The 18,224-nt window shown below is 45.3% G+C and carries 14 protein-coding genes; 3 read left to right on the top strand and 11 right to left on the bottom strand.

Features of this window, described 5'->3' with window-relative positions; genetic code table 11:
- Positions 1-161 precede the first annotated feature (161 nt).
- Positions 162-1,085, top strand: coding sequence for a S66 peptidase family protein (locus tag LDX50_RS06045; RefSeq protein ID WP_225697512.1), 924 nt, complete (start codon positions 162-164; stop codon positions 1,083-1,085).
- Here the strand turns inward: LDX50_RS06045 and LDX50_RS06040 are convergent.
- A complete protein-coding gene (locus tag LDX50_RS06040; protein ID WP_225697511.1) occupies positions 1,048-4,794 on the bottom strand; it encodes a hydantoinase B/oxoprolinase family protein in 3,747 nt (1,248 codons plus the stop codon). The genes LDX50_RS06045 and LDX50_RS06040 overlap by 38 nt on opposite strands.
- 92 nt (positions 4,795-4,886) lie before the next feature.
- Between LDX50_RS06040 and LDX50_RS06035 the strand changes: the two genes are divergently transcribed.
- Entirely contained in the window at positions 4,887-5,513 is a 627-nt protein-coding gene (locus LDX50_RS06035) for a DUF4230 domain-containing protein (RefSeq protein ID WP_225697510.1), read from the top strand.
- Here the strand turns inward: LDX50_RS06035 and LDX50_RS06030 are convergent.
- The 8 genes from LDX50_RS06030 to LDX50_RS05995 all read right to left on the bottom strand — a co-directional run bounded on the left by LDX50_RS06030 (position 5,501) and on the right by LDX50_RS05995 (position 12,763).
- Entirely contained in the window at positions 5,501-6,106 is a 606-nt protein-coding gene (locus tag LDX50_RS06030; protein WP_225697509.1) for a LysE family translocator, read from the bottom strand. The two genes, LDX50_RS06035 and LDX50_RS06030, sit on opposite strands and share 13 nt — an antisense overlap.
- The gene (locus LDX50_RS06025) at positions 6,103-7,137 is read right to left on the bottom strand and encodes an ATP-grasp domain-containing protein (protein ID WP_225697508.1); all 1,035 of its coding nucleotides are present in this window, start codon (positions 7,135-7,137) and stop codon (positions 6,103-6,105) included. Before LDX50_RS06025 ends, LDX50_RS06030 begins: the two co-directional genes overlap by 4 nt.
- A 3-nt stretch (positions 7,138-7,140) precedes the next feature.
- Positions 7,141-7,656 (bottom strand): hypothetical protein, encoded by a 516-nt coding sequence (locus LDX50_RS06020; protein ID WP_225697507.1) that lies wholly within the window; start codon positions 7,654-7,656, stop codon positions 7,141-7,143.
- A gap of 84 nt (positions 7,657-7,740) precedes the next feature.
- Positions 7,741-8,211, bottom strand: a complete 471-nt coding sequence (locus LDX50_RS06015; RefSeq protein ID WP_225697506.1) for a regulatory protein RecX — start codon at positions 8,209-8,211, stop codon at positions 7,741-7,743.
- A 3-nt stretch (positions 8,212-8,214) separates the two neighbouring features.
- Positions 8,215-8,691 (bottom strand): YcxB family protein, encoded by a 477-nt coding sequence (locus tag LDX50_RS06010; RefSeq protein WP_225697505.1) that lies wholly within the window; start codon positions 8,689-8,691, stop codon positions 8,215-8,217.
- 88 nt (positions 8,692-8,779) lie between these two features.
- Positions 8,780-9,652 (bottom strand): carboxylating nicotinate-nucleotide diphosphorylase, encoded by an 873-nt coding sequence (gene nadC / locus LDX50_RS06005; RefSeq protein WP_225697504.1) that lies wholly within the window; start codon positions 9,650-9,652, stop codon positions 8,780-8,782.
- 49 nt (positions 9,653-9,701) lie between these two features.
- Positions 9,702-10,091, bottom strand: a complete 390-nt coding sequence (locus tag LDX50_RS06000) for a DUF4783 domain-containing protein (RefSeq protein ID WP_225697503.1) — start codon at positions 10,089-10,091, stop codon at positions 9,702-9,704.
- 113 nt (positions 10,092-10,204) lie between these two features.
- Positions 10,205-12,763 carry a M14 metallopeptidase family protein gene (locus tag LDX50_RS05995; protein WP_225697502.1) on the bottom strand — a complete coding sequence of 853 codons (2,559 nt, stop codon included), beginning with the start codon at positions 12,761-12,763 and terminating at the stop codon, positions 10,205-10,207.
- A gap of 221 nt (positions 12,764-12,984) precedes the next feature.
- Between LDX50_RS05995 and LDX50_RS05990 the strand changes: the two genes are divergently transcribed.
- Positions 12,985-16,275, top strand: coding sequence for a TonB-dependent receptor (locus LDX50_RS05990; RefSeq protein WP_225697501.1), 3,291 nt, complete (start codon positions 12,985-12,987; stop codon positions 16,273-16,275).
- 80 nt (positions 16,276-16,355) lie between these two features.
- Here the strand turns inward: LDX50_RS05990 and LDX50_RS05985 are convergent, their stop codons facing one another.
- Both LDX50_RS05985 and LDX50_RS05980 read right to left on the bottom strand, forming a co-directional pair.
- Positions 16,356-16,976, bottom strand: coding sequence for an HD domain-containing protein (locus tag LDX50_RS05985; protein WP_225697500.1), 621 nt, complete (start codon positions 16,974-16,976; stop codon positions 16,356-16,358).
- Between the two features lie 18 nt (positions 16,977-16,994).
- Positions 16,995-18,200: an NAD(P)-dependent oxidoreductase gene (locus LDX50_RS05980; protein WP_225697499.1), complete on the bottom strand. Its 1,206-nt coding sequence runs from the start codon at positions 18,198-18,200 to the stop codon at positions 16,995-16,997.
- Between the last annotated feature and the right edge of the window lie 24 nt (positions 18,201-18,224).

Genomic DNA, 18,224 nt, shown 5'->3' with positions numbered 1-18,224 from the left:
GGCTGCTCCGAAAGGGCAGCCTTTTTTTATAGTCAGCCCGCCTCCCGGAGGGCAGGCCTGCCTGCAGGCAGGTAGTCAGTAGTCAATGGCTGGATGGGAACCATATTCTGAAATGCTGAACACACGAGTATTTTTTGCCAAAGTCTGCTATCTTTAGAATCATGACACTTTACCCGCCATTGCTGAAGGAAGGCGATGAAATTATGGTAATCAGCCCTTCCCGGAAGATATTTTCTGAACAGATGGAAGCATCGTGGGAAATATTCCGTTCCTGGGGGCTTGATGCAAGAGAAGGCATCAGTTTGTGGGCCGAGGACGGCTACTTTGCCGGAACTGATGAGCAACGACTCGAGGAATGGCGGCAGGCACTGGCAGACCCCGCTGTGAAAGCCATATTCTGCGCTCGCGGTGGCTATGGTCTTACGCGGATCATCGATCAGGTAGAACTGGATATTCTTCATAAGCACCCAAAATGGATCATTGGTTTCAGTGATATCACAGCTGTACATCTCGCCCTTGATCATGCGAACGTAGCAAGTATTCATGGACTTATGCCTGCCCAATATGGATATGATAACGTAGGTGAATCACTAAGGAGCCTTCATCAGTTTCTTTTTAGCGGTAAGCTGCATTATAAGATCCCCTCAGTACCCGGAAACCGGCCAGGCCGGGTTACAGCTACCGTAATAGGAGGCAATCTTTCGCTTTTGGCGGAAAGCCTCGGCACAAAGTCTGAAATTCATACCGATGGAAGGATTCTGTTCATTGAAGAAATTGATGAGTATTTGTACAAAATCGACAGAATGATGAATCAGCTTCGAAGAGCGGGTAAATTTGACCGGCTGAAAGGTGTGATTGTCGGACAGTTCAGTGACATGAAAGATACCCAAATCCCCTTTGGCAAGTCGGTCGAAGATATTCTTATGTCCTATTTCCATGGAGATTTTCCGGTTGCCCTTAACTTTCCTATAGGTCATGAAAATCTCAACCTGGCTTTACCGTTTGGTCTGCCCTTAACCCTGGATATCACAGACCAAATGTCTGTTCTTACCCTGGATAACCAAAGCCACCTCCACCAGGGGTGAATATTTCAACCGTATCACCCTTGGTGCATTCAACTTGATCATTTCCAACCAGGGATAGAATCCTGCCGTCGGATTTCCGAATCTGTTGTGCACCCGTCTTGCCAGGCATCCCACCCTGTAATCCATATGGCTGTTCCTTTCTATGCTGTGCAAGAATGGAAACAAGTACATTTTCTAAAAACCTGATCTTTCGAATTACTCCGTCACCGCCATGCCACCGGCCCTGACCTCCGGAACCCCTGCGGATGGAGAACTCCTCAACCATTACCGGATAACGTAATTCCATAATTTCCGGATCAGTAATTCTGGTATTGGTCATGTGCTGATGGATTGCATCATGACCATGGTAGCCGTCTCCCGCTCCCGTTCCACCGCAAATGGTTTCGTAAAATCCAAAGCGTTCATTACCGAAAATAAGGTTATTCATCGTCCCCTGGCTGCAGGCAGCCATTTCAAATGCCTTTAGAATTGTATCAGTAAGTCGCTGACTTACCTCGGTATTTCCGCCAACAACGGCTGGCAATTCTTCCATAGATCCGGATAAATCAGGATTCAGCAGGCATTCGGGAATACATATTTCAACGTCTTCGAGCAATCCGTCGTTCAACGGAAGATCCTCATCCAGCAACAACCGCAGAACATACAGAACCACACTGTTCACAATTGCCGGAGTGGCATTCAGGTTTCCGGTATGACGGGGGCCCGTACCGGTGAAATCAAAGGACATTTTATCCTCGCTATGACGGATGGTGACAACCAATCTTTGTCCGTCATCCAGAAATTCCTCTGCACCGTAGGTGTTGAATGGAAGTTCATGCCGCTTTATCCTGAATTTTCCCGCAACATAATCCGTAAGAGCGGCCATATAATGGAGAACCTGGTCAACACCAAAATTTTTACACAAAGTCCCTATGCCGGTTATCCCGGAATGTATGGAGGCCACTCCTCCACGCAAATCCGCAAGATTTTCATCGATCGAACGGCTCGGAAATCGGGCGGATTTCAGAACATGTTCAACCTGCTCCCATTGAGGGATTCCGTTATCCACTAATTTGAAAGGTTCAATAATCACTCCTTCCTCAATCAGCCTGGTGGCATGTGGTGGCATGGACCCCGGGGATTTTCCGCCAATTTCGGCATGGTGGGCCCGGTTTGCTACATAACCCACCAGTTGGCCTGAATGAAATACCGGTGCAATGAGAGTCACATCGGGCAGGTGGGATCCGCCGTACGCCGGATGATTGGTGACTACAATATCTCCCTCGCGCATCGTGATTTTATCTGATACGGCTTTTACGCACATGCTCAAACTGCCGAGGTGAACGGGAATATGCGGAGCATTTACAATCAGCCGGCAATCCCTATCCAGCAGTGCACAGGAAAAATCAAACCGCTCCTTGATATTAACGGAGAATGAAGTCCGTTCAAGAATAGCTCCCATTTCTTCCGCCACCGATGAAAACCGATTTAGAAATAGCCTGATATTTGCGCTCTCATGGAGCGTTTTGTCGGAGGGTTTGGCAATGGAATGCGATGAAAGTTTTGCCGTGTTTCGCTCATTCAGGGAAAATCGCCATTCTTTTTTAACGAATACAGTGTTATTGTTGCTTATCACTACAGCTGGTCCATCGATCTCTGCCCCGGGGTGAAGATCTTCCCATATGTGATGCTGGCTATCAAGCCATTCCCCGTCATGAAGTGACTTTCCATAGCCGAAGGGTTCAGGCCGGTATGTTTCAAAGGTACGACTGGCTATCTGTTCACTTTCGGCAGCAATGGCGGCTATTACCTTCACCGAGACCAACTCTAGTTGCTGACTCTCCAACCAATGTCCGTAAAGTGCTTCATAGGCTTTCTTAAACGCCTCATCAAGATATTCCGGTGCTTCGTAAGGCACTTCAATGGAGGTTTCCTGACCAATAAAGCGAATATAACAGTAAGTTTGCCGGATGTAGATCTCAGCTTTATCATGCCCAAGTTGGAGAAGTTCGTTACAGGCGACTTCCCTGATAGTATTGATCATATCAGGAAGTTCATCCCGAACGGAATCCAAAGGCATGTATATTTCCTGCATTGAGAATCGCGCAATCTCTGAAGTTGATATTCCGTAAGCACTCAGTAATCCCGCATCATAGGGAACGAGAATGTTTTCTATCTCCAGTAGTTCAGAAATATCGCAGGCGTGCTGACCCCCTGCACCCCCGAATGAAACGAGTGTTGCTTTTCCGGGATCCTGCCCTTTCTGCAAAGCAACTTTTCGGATGGTTTCTGCCATCCGTTCATTGGCTATGACCTGAAATGCATGCATCAGGTCAATTTCAGTCTGACCGGAAATCCCGATTGCCCGAAGTGCATGTTGAGCTGCCTCTGCATCAATTGGAATCGAAAATGCCTCAGCAATTAATCGTCCACTCAAGAGGTTGACATCTGTAATCGTAAGGGGTCCGCCAGCACCATAACAGGCCGGACCGGGATAGGCACCGGCGCTTTCGGGACCTACATGCAGCATTTTTCCATCAAACGTACAGATCGAACCTCCGCCCGCTGCAATGGTATCAATCGATAGTGCTGCCGACTGAATCCTGGCATCACCAACACGCGTGAAATAGGTATAGGAGTAATCTCCTGAAAAGAGTGAAACATCCGTGCTTGTCCCACCCATATCAAAAGAAAGGATCTGATCTTCCTGTTCATCCCTGGCGATGGCTACTGCACCGGTCACTCCACCAGCAGGCCCGCTGAGAAGACTGTCTTTTGGATGAAAATTTTTGCGATCTGTAAGCAATCCTGCACTTGTCATCAGATAGAATTCCGCAGATACCGCCTTATCCAGATTTGAGAGGTACGAATCCATTATCGGTTTCAGGTATGCATTCACGACGGTCGTTTCCGTCCGGTCGAGATATTTGGCCGAACGTGAAATGTCTGATGAACAGGTGATATGCCTGAAGCCCTTTTCAGTGAGAAATTCCTTAATCTGTTGCTCGTGTTCCGGATTCCGGTAGCTATGCATCAGACAAATGGCCACACTTATATCACCGGGAGGAAAAGGGCTATGGATCAGATTAGAAGCGATTTTTTCGAGTTCTGTCTGACTAATGGGACATAATATGTTACCTGCAGCATCCATTCTCGAATCTATTTCCAGGACTTCCTGGTACAATGGATCTTTGGTTAAGATATTGAGAGAAAACAGGTTGGGCCGCTGTTGATTTCCTATGGCAAGAATATCACCAAACCCCCTGCTTACGATTAGCGCAACAGGAGATCCTTTTTTTTCAAGCAATGCGTTCGTCCCCCGCGTTGTTCCAAGTCTCAGATGGATTGGAGGGAGGTCTTCATCCAGACCAGTGGCAGTGAATAAGCGTGCAGCAAAGAGCGGTACTTCTTCCGGACTTGCAATTTCAAAGGCACCAAAATTGCGTTTAAGCGGAGTACTGGTTTTGAGTATTTTTTTTACCGGGTCGACCGAGACAATTTCTGTTTCTTCAGACCGGTCGAGATATCTGAACATATATCCTTTAAAAATATCTTTCTGCACCGGAATGGCCATATCGAATTGATAGGTACATGTATCAATTAAGTATTCGAGCTGGCCGCGCAGGCTGCTATGACTCAGGATTTTCATGCGGTGAAAGCGCCCGTCCGGATCGGTGGCAATGCAGTCGGTGAAGGTGCCTCCGGTATCGATATGAATTTTCCAGATCATCGGGTAAAAGTTACACCGAAACAGACATTTTTCATTCATTTAATCGAATCATCAATCAATATCCTTAATTTCATATGCAATTGCTGTAAATCATGAAGAGCATATTTCGATTAATTCCATGGATAGCAGTGGTCTTACTGGCCATTCTTCTCCTTCTTGCCCGAACTGACGCGAAACAGGAACCTGAACTGGTTATCAATCGCACGGCGGTTCTTCAGGAAATCGAGGCATTGGGAAAAATGGAACTGGTAAAATATAATTTCAAGGAGATAACCGAGTTAACACAAATCAGCGAAACCTACTTCAATTTGTTCAAATTGGGTCCAGATCAGAAAATAGCCTTAATCAGCACCGGGCAGGCCGTGGGTTGTGTAGATCTTACAAAACTCGAGGAAAGTGATGTTCGTGTTGAAAATGATACCCTTTATGTGAAGCTACCTTCACCCGAGATCTGCTACTATAAGCTGGATATGGATAAAACACGTATCTATAACCTCGAAACCAATTGGCTCAAGGACGAGCGGGCATTCATCCAGGAAGCTTATAAACAAGCGGAAGATGAGATACGTAGTGCTGCCCTGAGTTCAGGAATATTATCTCAGACGCGCACCAATGCAGAGTTGATTCTGAAACCAATGCTGGAGAAGATCAGTGGACGAGCGGTAGTGATTCAGTTCTCCATGGATGTTCAGATCGGGCCGGCAACTCAGAGGAAGTGAAAATATTCAGCAAGGGAATACAAGCCCAGAAGTATAAACGCGATTCCGGGGACACGTTTTAACATTTCACTGTTCCGGAAGTAGGGCACGAGTCTTTTCCCCAAAACAATCAAGCCAAAAAGTAGGCTAAGGGTACCAAGGGCAAGTCCGCCGATATAGGCTAACTCCCCGCCAGCCTGGTTTAAATCCACCCATTCATGTTGCACAAGGTAAGCGGTAACCGCTATCCAGAATGGGATCGCCATCGGGTTGAATATGCTTACGAGAATTCCTTTTCTGAAGCCGCTTTGCAAGACTTTATTCGTGCTTTGTTTACGGTGAGTCAGCAAACTGCTGATGCCAAGAATGAACAATACGATAGCCGCAATAAGTTTGAAGTTGTCAGTGAGCCAAGGGGATCTTTCCAGGAGTGCCTGAAATTTAATGGCGATCAGGGCATATGGTATTTCAATCAGAGCTGCGGCCAGGGTAAACCGGACGGCCGCATCTGATCTTCCCTCCACGCTAAGCTGAAGGACGCTCAGATTAATCGCGCCAGGAGGAATTGATCCGAAGAAGCTGACGATGAAAGCGACAATTAGGGTTTGTGTCACGAATGTTTTAACTGTTGGTTTTTGAGGACGTTCCTGTACTCCCTGATGCCGTCCCGCAAGGAAAGATAAGGAATTCCGTTTTTATGATTCTCTCTGGAAATCCGATAGAGTGTTTTCCAATGCCAGAAAAGTGATCGGTACGCATCAGTTACCGTTACAGCAGGATCATAAATATGTGCAGGTTCTGAACCTGCTCCATTAAGTTCCATTATTTTAAATTCCCCTCTTTCCAGATGTGCAAAGGAACGGGTCCGCAAATCAAATCGGCCAAAATTGAAGCCGGGAATTTCATCGGACAGGCTATCGAATATTTCTGTTAGTTTTCCAGTGATCAGAAAATTACCATTCAGGAATTTTGTGCCCCGGCAATGATTGCCAACCGTCTCAAGAATAAATTTTTTGTCTTTTGGAATAACGTCTTTCCATTTGGGAGCCCACCGGGTCATAAGCGTTTTCTTTTGGAGGTATGCCCGGTCATTTTGTTGCACAAGCTCTTCCAGGGTGGAGACTCCATCTCCGGTAACAAAAAGCATTTCCTTCAGTACCACAGAAGATATTTTTCCTTTGCTGCCCCCCGGAATTCGCGAATAGAAAACCCCAAGTTCAACAGGCAGATCGACAAATTCCTGTATGATAAAGGAAGTCCTGATCTCCTTGCGGTACATATCAATTTCCTCCGGGTGTGTGATTTTATGGACTCCTTTTCCACGTTCGCCCATATCCGGCTTGAAGATTACCGGAAATGCCAGACCTGCATCCTTCATCCTGGTAAGAATCTCCTCGTTGGATACATCGGATTCAATAAGAATAGAGGCGGGGATATATTTATTTGGGATTTGCTTCAGAATTTCACTTTTCGACTCACCCAGCATACCACCATTCCTGATGCCGGGATTTGATGCGGTAAAATAGAGCAATGAGCGAGCTTTCAGTGACAGCCAGATCCAGTAGATAAATATGGGCAGATAGGCAACTGTGAACGGCCAGTATTCCCATTTCATCAGGCGGATTCGAAAGGTCTTCCAGTCCATGTGTCAATGCGCTTCCCGTAATTTACCTTCTTTGCGGTATCGAAGGGTGCTGGCAGCAACGCCAAATGAAACAGGAGCGTCATAAGAGGGCATCAGTACCCGAAGTCCGACTTTTATCAAAGCCATATGATGTACGGTGTGTTCTACAACGTAAATAAGTTCACGATAGAATGTTGTATGTACCTCATCGTAATCGGGGGCAGAATCTTTGTAAGAAAATTGCAATATTAAAGGTCGATCAGATAGTTCCGATGAGAGAAGTCCTTTCAGTTGCAATATCTTTTTCCGTGCGGTATGCACATCACTCTCCAGTGTCGGGTCATGCTTACGCAGATCATAATTGATTATCCCGGTTTCATATTGCTCAAGAAGGCACTGATAGAATTCCAGCGTATGGCGAAGGTGCTGCCCCAAGGTGGCATTACTCAATACATCCAGCGGTTCATTATATCTGTTCACGGGGACATGCCCGAGAAGGTCGAAAAGCTGACCTAGCAGTTCTTTTGAAGTATGGATCATAATGAGTCTTTGGAATGATAAATATATATGAATTTTAAAAATCCGTACTTATTTCATCCGTGAAAGGACCAATATGTCGCAGAATTAATAATCAGGATATTGCTTGTCCCAGCAATCAGCGATGAGATCTCCTTCATAACCCTTTGATGAAAGATAATGAAAAGCGCTTGACTTTTCCTTGTACCCGGGATTCTGAATGCGTTTCATGCGCGCTTCAAGCAGTGAGGAGAGTGTTTCAATATATTGGTCATCATCGAGCTGCTGAAGGGCCTCATGGATGATTTCAGCATCAATTCCATGCTGTATGAGTCCGTAACGAATCTTGATCCGTCCCCATTTTTTCAGTTTAAACCTGCCTCGTACATAGGCAAGCGCAAATCGTTTATTATCCAGAAAATTCTCCTCTTTCAGCTGGGCAATGATTGCCTCGGCTTTTTCACCGGTGACGTCCCATTTGTAAAGCCGGTTTTTGAGATCACGTTCAGACCGCTCCTGGTAGGCGCAAAATGAGGCGGCCTTCTCGAGAATTTCCTGGTCTGTCAGCTCTTTTTTCAAGCATTATTCTTTTATAAAACCTTTTCTTTTCAGGATAGAACCAACAAACTTGCGCTCATTATCTGATTTGAATATTCTGAAGGGAAGATGAATGAGCTGTGCCTTATTCACCACCAGGAGATAATAATCCTTGCCCTCACTGGCTCTTTTTATCTGTTCCCATTTCAATGGCATACCCTGTCGCTCGTTAAGTTTGATCAGGATTTGCTGACTGTTTATTTCATATCCCAGTTTTTCGAAGAGCATTTTGGTCTGGTCGAGCTGCGTAACACCGGCAAACTGAATTACCCAAAAAAGTATATAAAGAACCAGTGCAATTCCGGCTCCAATGAACCACCATGAATTTGGAATCCAGAAATAACCAAGGCAAATGGCTAATGCAATAAGCAATACCCACCACTGCTGGCGGAATATATTTAAAAGGGCCAGCTTAATATAGGTTTTGCTCTCGAGTTTATATTTTCGGGTTTTAACAATCATTTTTGATCGAATTTAGGCACAATGATAAAAGAAGGATACAAATATGAGGGTTAATACCAAGACCTCAAGCAGGATATATATGATATTTCTATTTTTCAATACTTTCTGTCGCTTTAAGGCTCATATCAAGACTGCGCACCGAGTGCGTTAATGCACCTACCGAAATAAAATTCACTCCGGTTTCTGCAACTGCTGCAATTGTTTTTTCTGTAATGCCACCACTGGCCTCCGTCTCCATTCGGTTGCCGATGAGTTCCACTGCTTTAGTCATTTCGCTAATTGACATGTTGTCCAGCATGATTCGGTCCACTCCGCCAATTTTGAGCACCTGTGCTACCTCCTCCAGATTACGGGTTTCAATTTCAATACGCAACTTTCGTCCTGTTTTTGAAAGGTACTCGTGCGTGGCAGCAATGGCTTTTTCAATACCCCCGGCATAATCAATATGATTATCCTTGAGCATAATCATGTCATAAAGACCAAACCGATGGTTCACACCCCCGCCTATGAAAACGGCCCATTTTTCCATGATCCTGAAATTAGGTGTGGTCTTACGGGTATCAAGCAGTTTCGCTCCGGTGTGGCTGATCAGGCTGTTAAGGTGGTTGGTTTTTGTGGCAATACCCGACATGCGCTGCATGCAATTCAGAATGATCCGCTCGACCGTCAACAGGGATCGTGCAGGACCTTCAAGGGTAAAAAGGACATCACCGTATTTTACCGGGTCACCATCTTTTACTAGCGGATGCATGATGAGCCGCGGATCATAAAATTGGATGATCTGTGCAGCAGCTTCAATTCCTGCGATAATTCCGTCATCCTTCATTAGAAGTGAGGCATGATCCCGACTTGATTCGGGAATTGCTGCCAGCGTAGAATGGTCTCCGTCACCCACATCTTCTCTGAATGCGTAGTCAAGAAATTCCCTGATATGATCGCTGGTCACGTAGGAAGGAAGCATGCGACAAAAGTACGGAAAAAAGCGGTTTGTATCCGATAAAAAAGACGGACTACTCCCGAATGAATGAAATTTCGTGGATCAGATATTTGCTGCCTTCATTTTTGATACGCATCCACACGCGGAACGTGTTGTTTCCGCTGAGATACTGGCCGATAGCATAGGGAAGGCCCCCTTTTGAAGCACCCTGATGCACGATGGTGAAGCTCGACGGCGGGTTTTCCTTGAAAAAATCCCGCAGAATGAATTCAGCCTGTGTTTTGCTGTAGGTTGCCATATCACCGTTCATGGTAACATCCACACTGCTGTTCAAATATTTTGAAAGTTCTTTTGAGCTCCCTGCTTTAATCGATTCTTTCACTTCATTAATGATGTCGCCCTGTGCCATTGAAGACATGGGAATACACCACAAGAGCGGCAGAAACAATATAAATAGCCTCATTTTCATAACTTTATTCATCTACACCAAACTCTTTTGCAGAAACTGTGCCACTTCAATGTTAAGTGAAAATACGATAAACGGCGGATCGATCCAACCCGACGCATCAATTTACCTTAACGCGTTGCGCCACTATTGATCATTCCTCCAAAAAATACAGCATTCATAAAAATCCGGTTTGTGCCCAGCCAGAATGCACGGAAATTAAGATCATTGGTCAGAGCAATGATCCTGCCCTGGCCGGAACTGCCCACTCCAATAGCCGATGATCCCTGCAGACCTTCAAGGCTGCTCTTCGAAATATACCCACTTAATAGGGGATTTTTCGTATAAATAATGGGATTGGCAAATCCGTTCGTCGACGGTTCAAGGAACAGTTTGTCGTTTTTAAATATTGCGATTCTTTCTTTGTTATACCCATAAAATAACGGATGCGTGGTGTCAATACGGGCTTCAAAGATGGCACCTCCCAATTCCTCAGCTCCTCTTTCAGCAGACAGGTCGGAATAGCTTCGCTGCTTGCTTGAATCGGAGTTTGAAATACTCCGGAATTTAAAATTACCCAGTCCCATTCCATTCATGGCTGAAACGGCATTTTTTACGGCAATTAACACGCCGCCCTGCTGCACCCAGCTCCTTAGTTGATCCTTGCCGCGGTCACCCAGTGATCCATAACTTCCGTTTACCATAATAATTGTTGAATAACGGGATAAATCTGAACGTCCAACACGGTCTGTCGGGAGGAGCGTAAGGGGTATTTTCATCCGTTCGTCAAACAGGTGCCAGACCTCCCCGGCTTCATAGGAATTAACGCCGTCTCCCACCAAAAGTGCCACACGGGGTGATTCCAGGGATTTAAAGGACGGACTTCCCAGGCTTTTTCCTTCAAGATCGAGGCCGCTGTTCAGCGCGTAGGCTGTAACGCCGTATTCAGATACAGCGCGTTCAACTATGGCATGAATTGAATCGGATGAGAGAGACTGATTTCCAAGTGGCAAAATGAGTGTGCCCCTTGAAAACTGACTGCCCTCAGATCCGTTAAACGGTTCGGTGGCAACTTTAAGGCGCAGGTTCTTATCCAGCAGATGGTATAATAATGCCGGTGCATAGTAATTATTCCAGTCAAATGCATATGCGTAACCCGCCTTTCCACCGGTCACCCGCCCAGTGGGAGGTTCTGCCTTCTTTGATTCCCCAGCGGATATTTTGCCCATTTCTTTTGTACTCACAGTTTGATAGTCCATATTGAACGCCATCGGCATATTCCACGCCGATATATCATAGAACAGGCTGTCAGTAAATGAGGTGCGACGCTCAAAAATTGATTTGATAAGCCTGTATTGGGGCTGATTCGTTGGGATGAGAAGTGTTTCCCCGGGGTTGTAATCCGTGCCATTTATCTTTTGACGGCTGGTACTTACACTATATTTTATTTGATGTGTCTCAAGTAGCCTGGCAAAATGATAAACGATCCATGGATCTGAAGAACTTGCCAGATAAGCATTTTCTGCAGAAGACCCCGAAAGTGCGGAAGAATAGAAGTCACGCTGATGCTCGAGAAGATCAACGCGGAGTGCATTTACAGCGCGCAGTGTCGACAACGCGGTATTCAACTGATTTCGTATGGTAAACGGGAACGACAACAGCCCGTTGTCACTTTCCTGCAGATGACCACGCGAACTGGCCTGCTCAAATAAAATCCCGATACCTCCATTGATATCCGGATAGGTAGAGCCCTTTCCGTAATAAAAGTCGTCGTAATTTTCCTTTGTGAAATATAGCGATCCGATGCTGTCGAGGGCCGCCGCATGATATTTTCCAATTTCCTCGGTAAGCTCAAATGTTCTTGCCGGAGTTAACGGGTTATTCCGTGAGGGGATTCCGGGCTGAAAGAAGAAAGTTGAATTTGTGCCCATTTCGTGATGATCGGTTAGCACGTTGGGCTTCCAGTTGTGAAAAGTTTTTAACCGCGCCTGAGACTCCGGTAACTGTACAGGCAGCCAGTCCCGGTTTAGATCGAACCAGTAATGATTCGTGCGGCCACGGGGCCACGGTTCATTTTGTTCCTGGTTTTCAGGGTTTGATGAAAGTACCTGGGATTTACGCGAATTTACCCAGGCTGCAAATCGCTGCAAACCGTCAGGATTGAAACTTGGATCAAACAAAATCACGGTATTTTTTAACGCTTCCTTTATTTGGGGATTGGTAGATGCGGCAAAATAATAGGCTGCAAGTAGGGAAGCGTTGCTGCCGCTGGGCTCATTACCGTGGATACTGAAACCCATATAAATAACCGCGGGCATATCTGCCAGATTAAGATTTTTACTTTTTTCCGGATCTGAAAGTTCAAGATGCCGGGTCCTGATGTCCTCCAGTTGGGCATGGTTTGAAGGATCAGTGATGGTAAGTAAAAGTAATGGTCTTCCTTCGAAGGTTCGACCCGTTTCCATGATCGTGATCCGATCAGATTTGGCGGCGAGGGCATACATGTATTGCACTAATTTATCATGTGTTATATGCCATTCCCCGACCTCATGACCGATCACATCGGCAGGTGCCGGAATATCAGAATCAAACGTTTCCTCCGGCAGATAGTAGGAGAGGTTTACTTGTGCAAATAGCGTTCCTGCACAGGAGATAAGGAAAAATAGAATTAATGATCTTAAATGATACATGTTTATCCGGTTGAAAGGCTGTAAAAATAAGAATAATTAACTAACTTCTCCGCCGTAAAAAGATGGGGTATTACCTGTAAGTTAAATTCCAACCTGTTTAATTTGCAGTAAGTTAAAATGTAAGTACAAGGATAATTCACTGAACGTTTTACCTTTGCATCATCTTTTAACAAACCGGTTCTTCCGGCAAAACAAACTAACCCAAACAAAAAAGATTTAGTATGAAGAAATTTTTACTCAATTACTCAATTCTGAGTCTTCTTTTTCTTCTTGTTACTTTCTCCGTACAATCACAGGGTGTAACTACCTCTGCGATGAACGGAAAGGTGACTGATGAAAATGGAGAAGCATTGCCCGGAGCAACAATTGTTGCAGTGCACACGCCATCAGGCTCTACCTATGGTAATGTGACCGATGTAAGCGGATTTTTCCGTATTCCCAACATGCGTGTTGGGGGACCCTACAAAGTAACTGTATCCTTTGTAGGATTTCAGTCCTTTGAGAGAAACGACGTCTACCTTACACTTGGCCAGACTTTCGCTATCAATGTTACCCTTAGTGAAGGTGTTACCGAGCTCGGTGAAGTCGTTGTGGTAGCCAACAGAAATGACATCTTCGACGGAAACCGAACCGGTCAGGAAACTGTAATAGACGAGCAGGCTATTAATTCAGCTCCAACTGTTACCCGTTCAATTGGAGATTTTGTTCGCCTAAACCCTTTGGCCAATATTCAGGAGAATAATGACGGTTTTACCATTTCCATTGCTGGCCAGAACAACCGTTTCAACACCATTTATGTGGATGGTGCGGTAAACAATGACGTTTTTGGACTTGCGGGAAGCGGAACCAACGGTGGTCAGACAGGTGTTCAGCCGATCAGTATTGATGCGATTGAGCAATTCCAGGTAGCTGTGGCGCCTTTTGATGTCCGTCAGAGTGGTTTTGCCGGTGGTGCCATCAACGCGGTTACCCGTAGCGGAACCAACGACTTTGAAGGATCTGCATACTACTTCTGGAGGAATGAAAATTTTGCCGGAAAGACCCCTACCGACAGGGAAAACATCGATCGCACAAAACTGGCGCCCTTTACAGCCAAGACCTATGGAATGCGCCTGGGAGGTCCGATCATCAAGGATAAGCTGTTCTTTTTTGTAAACGGTGAATTCCAGCGTGATGAAACTCCCCAGCCTTTTAACGTGGCTACATACGGCGGTGATGCAACACCTCAGCAATTGCAGCAGCTGGCCGATTTTGTCAGGACTACGTATGGCTATGATCCGGGAGGATTTGAAAATAATGCCCGTACGCTGGACAGTGAAAAATTCCTGGCAAAGTTAGACTGGAACATCAGCAATAATCACAAGCTTTCACTTCGACACAGCTACGTAAGAGCGGAGAACCTGGAAGCCCGTAACTCGAGTCCGAGGTTTATTGGATTCCTTAACGGATCGGAGTATTTTATTTCAAATACTAACTCCACCGCGCTTGAGCTTTCAAGTACTTTTGGTAATAACTTCTCCAACAAGTTAACCATTGGAGCGACCATCGTTCGTGATGACCGCGATCCTTTTGGTGATGATTTCCCAACCATCCGTATTTCAGATGGTGACGGTAGCATTGAGCTTGGCGCAGAGCGTTTTTCTACTGCGAACATCCTCAACCAGGATATCATCACGGTGAACAATGAATTTGAATGGTTCAAAGGCAAGCATACATTTCTCTTTGGAGTGAACTTTGAATATTATAACGTAGGTAACCTGTTTATCCGTGAGAACTACGGCAGTTACCGTTTCTTCGGTGGTGTGGATCAGTTCCTGAATGATCTCGATCCTCAGGGTAACCCAATCTCAAGCCGCATCGAACGAAGCTATTCTCAGGTAGACAATATTGCCGGTGACGGATCTTCGGCTATTGCAGCATTCAAGCAGGTTCTTATGGGTTTTTACATCCAGGATCAGATGCAGCTCACCAACAATTTCCGACTTACTGCAGGTATCCGTATGGACTTCCCGATATTCCTGGATGATGTTCCTGTAAACCAGGATTTCAACCAGAATACAATTCCATTGATCGAAAGCTTTGGATACGACATGATGGGAGCAGAAACCGGATCATTCATCAAGACACAGTTATTATTCTCCCCCCGGGTTGGATTTAACTGGGATGTTTCAGGTGATATGACCACGCAGGTACGTGGTGGTATCGGTATTTTCACAAGCCGTATTCCACTCGTATGGCAGGGCGGTGCCTATAATAACTACGGTCTGAACATTGGTGGAGGCCGAAACAACAATGAACCTTTCAATCCGGATGTACAGAATCAGTGGCCGGGTGATATCGATCCGAACAATGTGATTCCTTCGGGACAGATAGATTTGTTTGCGGCGGATTTTAAACTTCCCCAGATAATGAAGCTAAACCTTGCTGTTGACCAGAAATTGCCAGGTGGCATTATCGGTACATTGGAAGGTATCTATTCGAAGCACATTAACTACCTGCGCTATCAGAACCTGAACCTGAAGCCTTCAGAGGCTAATCTTACAGGAGGAGCGGATAACCGTCCGATTTTTGACGATGATGACCGAATTGATGATAAATATACCGGCATCTTCCTGGCGTCGAATACTGATAATGGAGGTTATTCCTATAACATTGTAGCCTCACTGACAAAGCCTTTCAGAAACGGGTTAAGTGCTACGATGAGCTATTCATACGGTGATTCTTACACTATTTTTGATGGAACATCATCACAGAATAACTCACAGTGGAGAGGATACTTTAACCAGAACGGCAGAAACGTTGAGGGAGATCCTATGCGTTCACAGTTTGCAGCAGGCCATCGTTTGCTGGCCTCTGTTAGCTACAAGAAGGACTATGCCGGTTTCCTTGGCAGTGAAATCTCTGTCATATTCAACGGACAGTCAGGACAGCCTTTCACCTATGTGGTAGGAGCATTTAACAATGACTTTATTAACGATGGAGGTTTTGATTTTAACGAACTGGCATATGTTCCTGCCAACGCAGGTCAGATCAACCTCGTTGAAACAACAGTTGACGGGCAAACCTATACGGCCGCTGAGCAGTGGGAGATCCTTGACAGCTTTATTAGCGACAGAAAAGCGCTGGATGACTATCGTGGTGGATATATTGATCGAAATACTGACAGAACTCCATTTGAGGCCATCATTGACCTTAGGTTCCTGCAGAATTTTTACATCGATATGAACAACGGCAAGCGTAACACGCTTCAGTTCTCAGTTGATATTTTCAACTTCACCAATATGCTGAATCAGGATTGGGGCCGAAGAAGATCACTCGGATTCAATACCTATTCCCTGTACTCGTTGGAGAATGATATTGATATTGACAATACTACACCTGAGTTTACTGTGAACGATGATATTATTCGTGGGGAAGATCCATGGGACAATGATATTATCGATAACGGTTTCCGCAGCTCACGTTGGCAGATGCAGCTGGGTATCCGATATATCTTCGGAAATGCCCGCTAGGTATAAACTAAAATAAAAAAAAGGCTCCATGTGAATGGGGCCTTTTTTATTTTGGTATGTCGAGAAAAAACAACCTCAAATTATCCACCTGCAAGTCTTCTCAGTTTGTTTTTTATCCGGGAGAGTATGATCTCTTTGCGGGGCGCAAGTACCTTTCTTCCGTATTCAGTGAAGTAGCAATGGCTGTCGATAAACTCGCATGTCATGCGCGTCCATTCTTTCTGGTTTATTTTCTTATTACAGGTTAGGTTAATCTCCTTTCTGAGGCTTTCTGATTTCTTCAGAAATTCAGGATCGGCGAGATGATAAAGATCGGCATCGCACAGAATTTTAGCAGGCAGGGTTTTTGGTGCCTGCGGCATTTGCGTTGACAGTATGATCTGTTCAATTTGCCGGATCCTTTCCTCCGATACGTCCCAGGAATTTAGCTGCTCACGCATGATACGGGCACTTTCAATTTCATGACGATTCACATCAACCTGATAGCCGGTATCATGAAACCACGCTGCAATGATGACGTTCTCAAATTCAAGCGGGTTGAGCTGAGATTTCCTGCTGATTTCCTCAACAGCATTCACCACCTGAATCGTATGATCCAGATTATGATATGAAAATTCATCATTCAACGATCCGAGAAATTCTTCAGCGAATTTTTTTGAACGATGAATTAGCGGGCTCGTATTTATTAACACCTGTTGCATGAACGACAGTTTATACGCTCACTTTCCCTGAACGTAACCGGACAGATAGGAATACCGTTCGGTTAGTTCGCCATTATCAGTAATGGTTGCCCGGGTGATCATTCCTTTATCCTTCTTTCCTAACAACGATGGAAGAACGTGGTTCAGTATTTCATTGCCAAAATCTTCAGAAGCATTTCTGGGAAGCTCACAGGGCAGGTTATCCACGGCCATAACCGATATGTTTCCTTCATCACTGTAAGGAGGGTTTACCTCATCACCTGTAGGATCATAGTCATAAACGGGATCATCAATGGTGCTTGGTTTTTTTGTGGAAGGGATTGACCCTTCGATATCACAGGTGATATCTGCGATCACGCGAAGACGGAAAGACTTTGACAGCATGTCCTCACGGGTAAAAAGAACGGGAGCCCTTGGATCCCAAAAGGCACCTGCAATGAGTATATCTGCTTCTTTTGCAAACGGCAGAAAATTTCCTTCGAACTGCTCCGGATTACGATAGAACTCGCTTCTTACAAAAGATTTTCCATCCCGGTGTACATTGTAGTCGCGTGTATTAAGCTGTGTGTAAACAGGTTCGCGATAAGTCTCGTTCAGAAAATGATCGGGTGTCACTTTTCGGATGGGAATGGCATCGAGAATCTCCATGGCTCCCTTTGAAACACGACCTCCGCCTGTAAGGACAATTTTGGTTAGTGGCAGTGTTACTTTTTTCAATTCACCAAGCAGGTCCTCAAGGTCAAAACATTCATGGGCCCGCCGCAAGTGAAAGCGATTATACCGCTCTCCATAGGTGTAAAGGGCATTATATGCGCCCACAAGACCAGCATATCTGCCAAATGCAACAACGCGCTGTCCATTTTCATTGGTGAGCGTTTCATAATCGATCAGGCGGATTTTCTTCTCCAGTATTTTTCTGAGGAGACCGCGGTTATACGATTGCTCCTTGATGGTATGGGAAAAGAAAAAATAAGTTTTGCCGGCGATCAGTTCATTTACCGGCACCTCTTTTACTCCCATCAGCACATCACAGTCCTCAACGGAATCAACTACAGGGATCCCTGCATTACGGTATTCATCATCTGTATAGCAACGGATCTTGCTTGTTTGACATACCACGCTCACATCCTTGAACATTTTATTGATTTTCGCGGCCTGTTCCGGATTGATCGGAACGCGACGGTCAATGGGCTTTTTTCCCTCCCTGATGATCCCAATTTTCATAACTATTGTGTAGGTTCGTATCGA

The sequence above is a fragment of the Fulvivirga sedimenti genome, from assembly GCF_020328055.1.
Note: the sequence above shows the minus strand (reverse complement) of the source record. Positions and strands in the feature narration are given on the sequence as shown.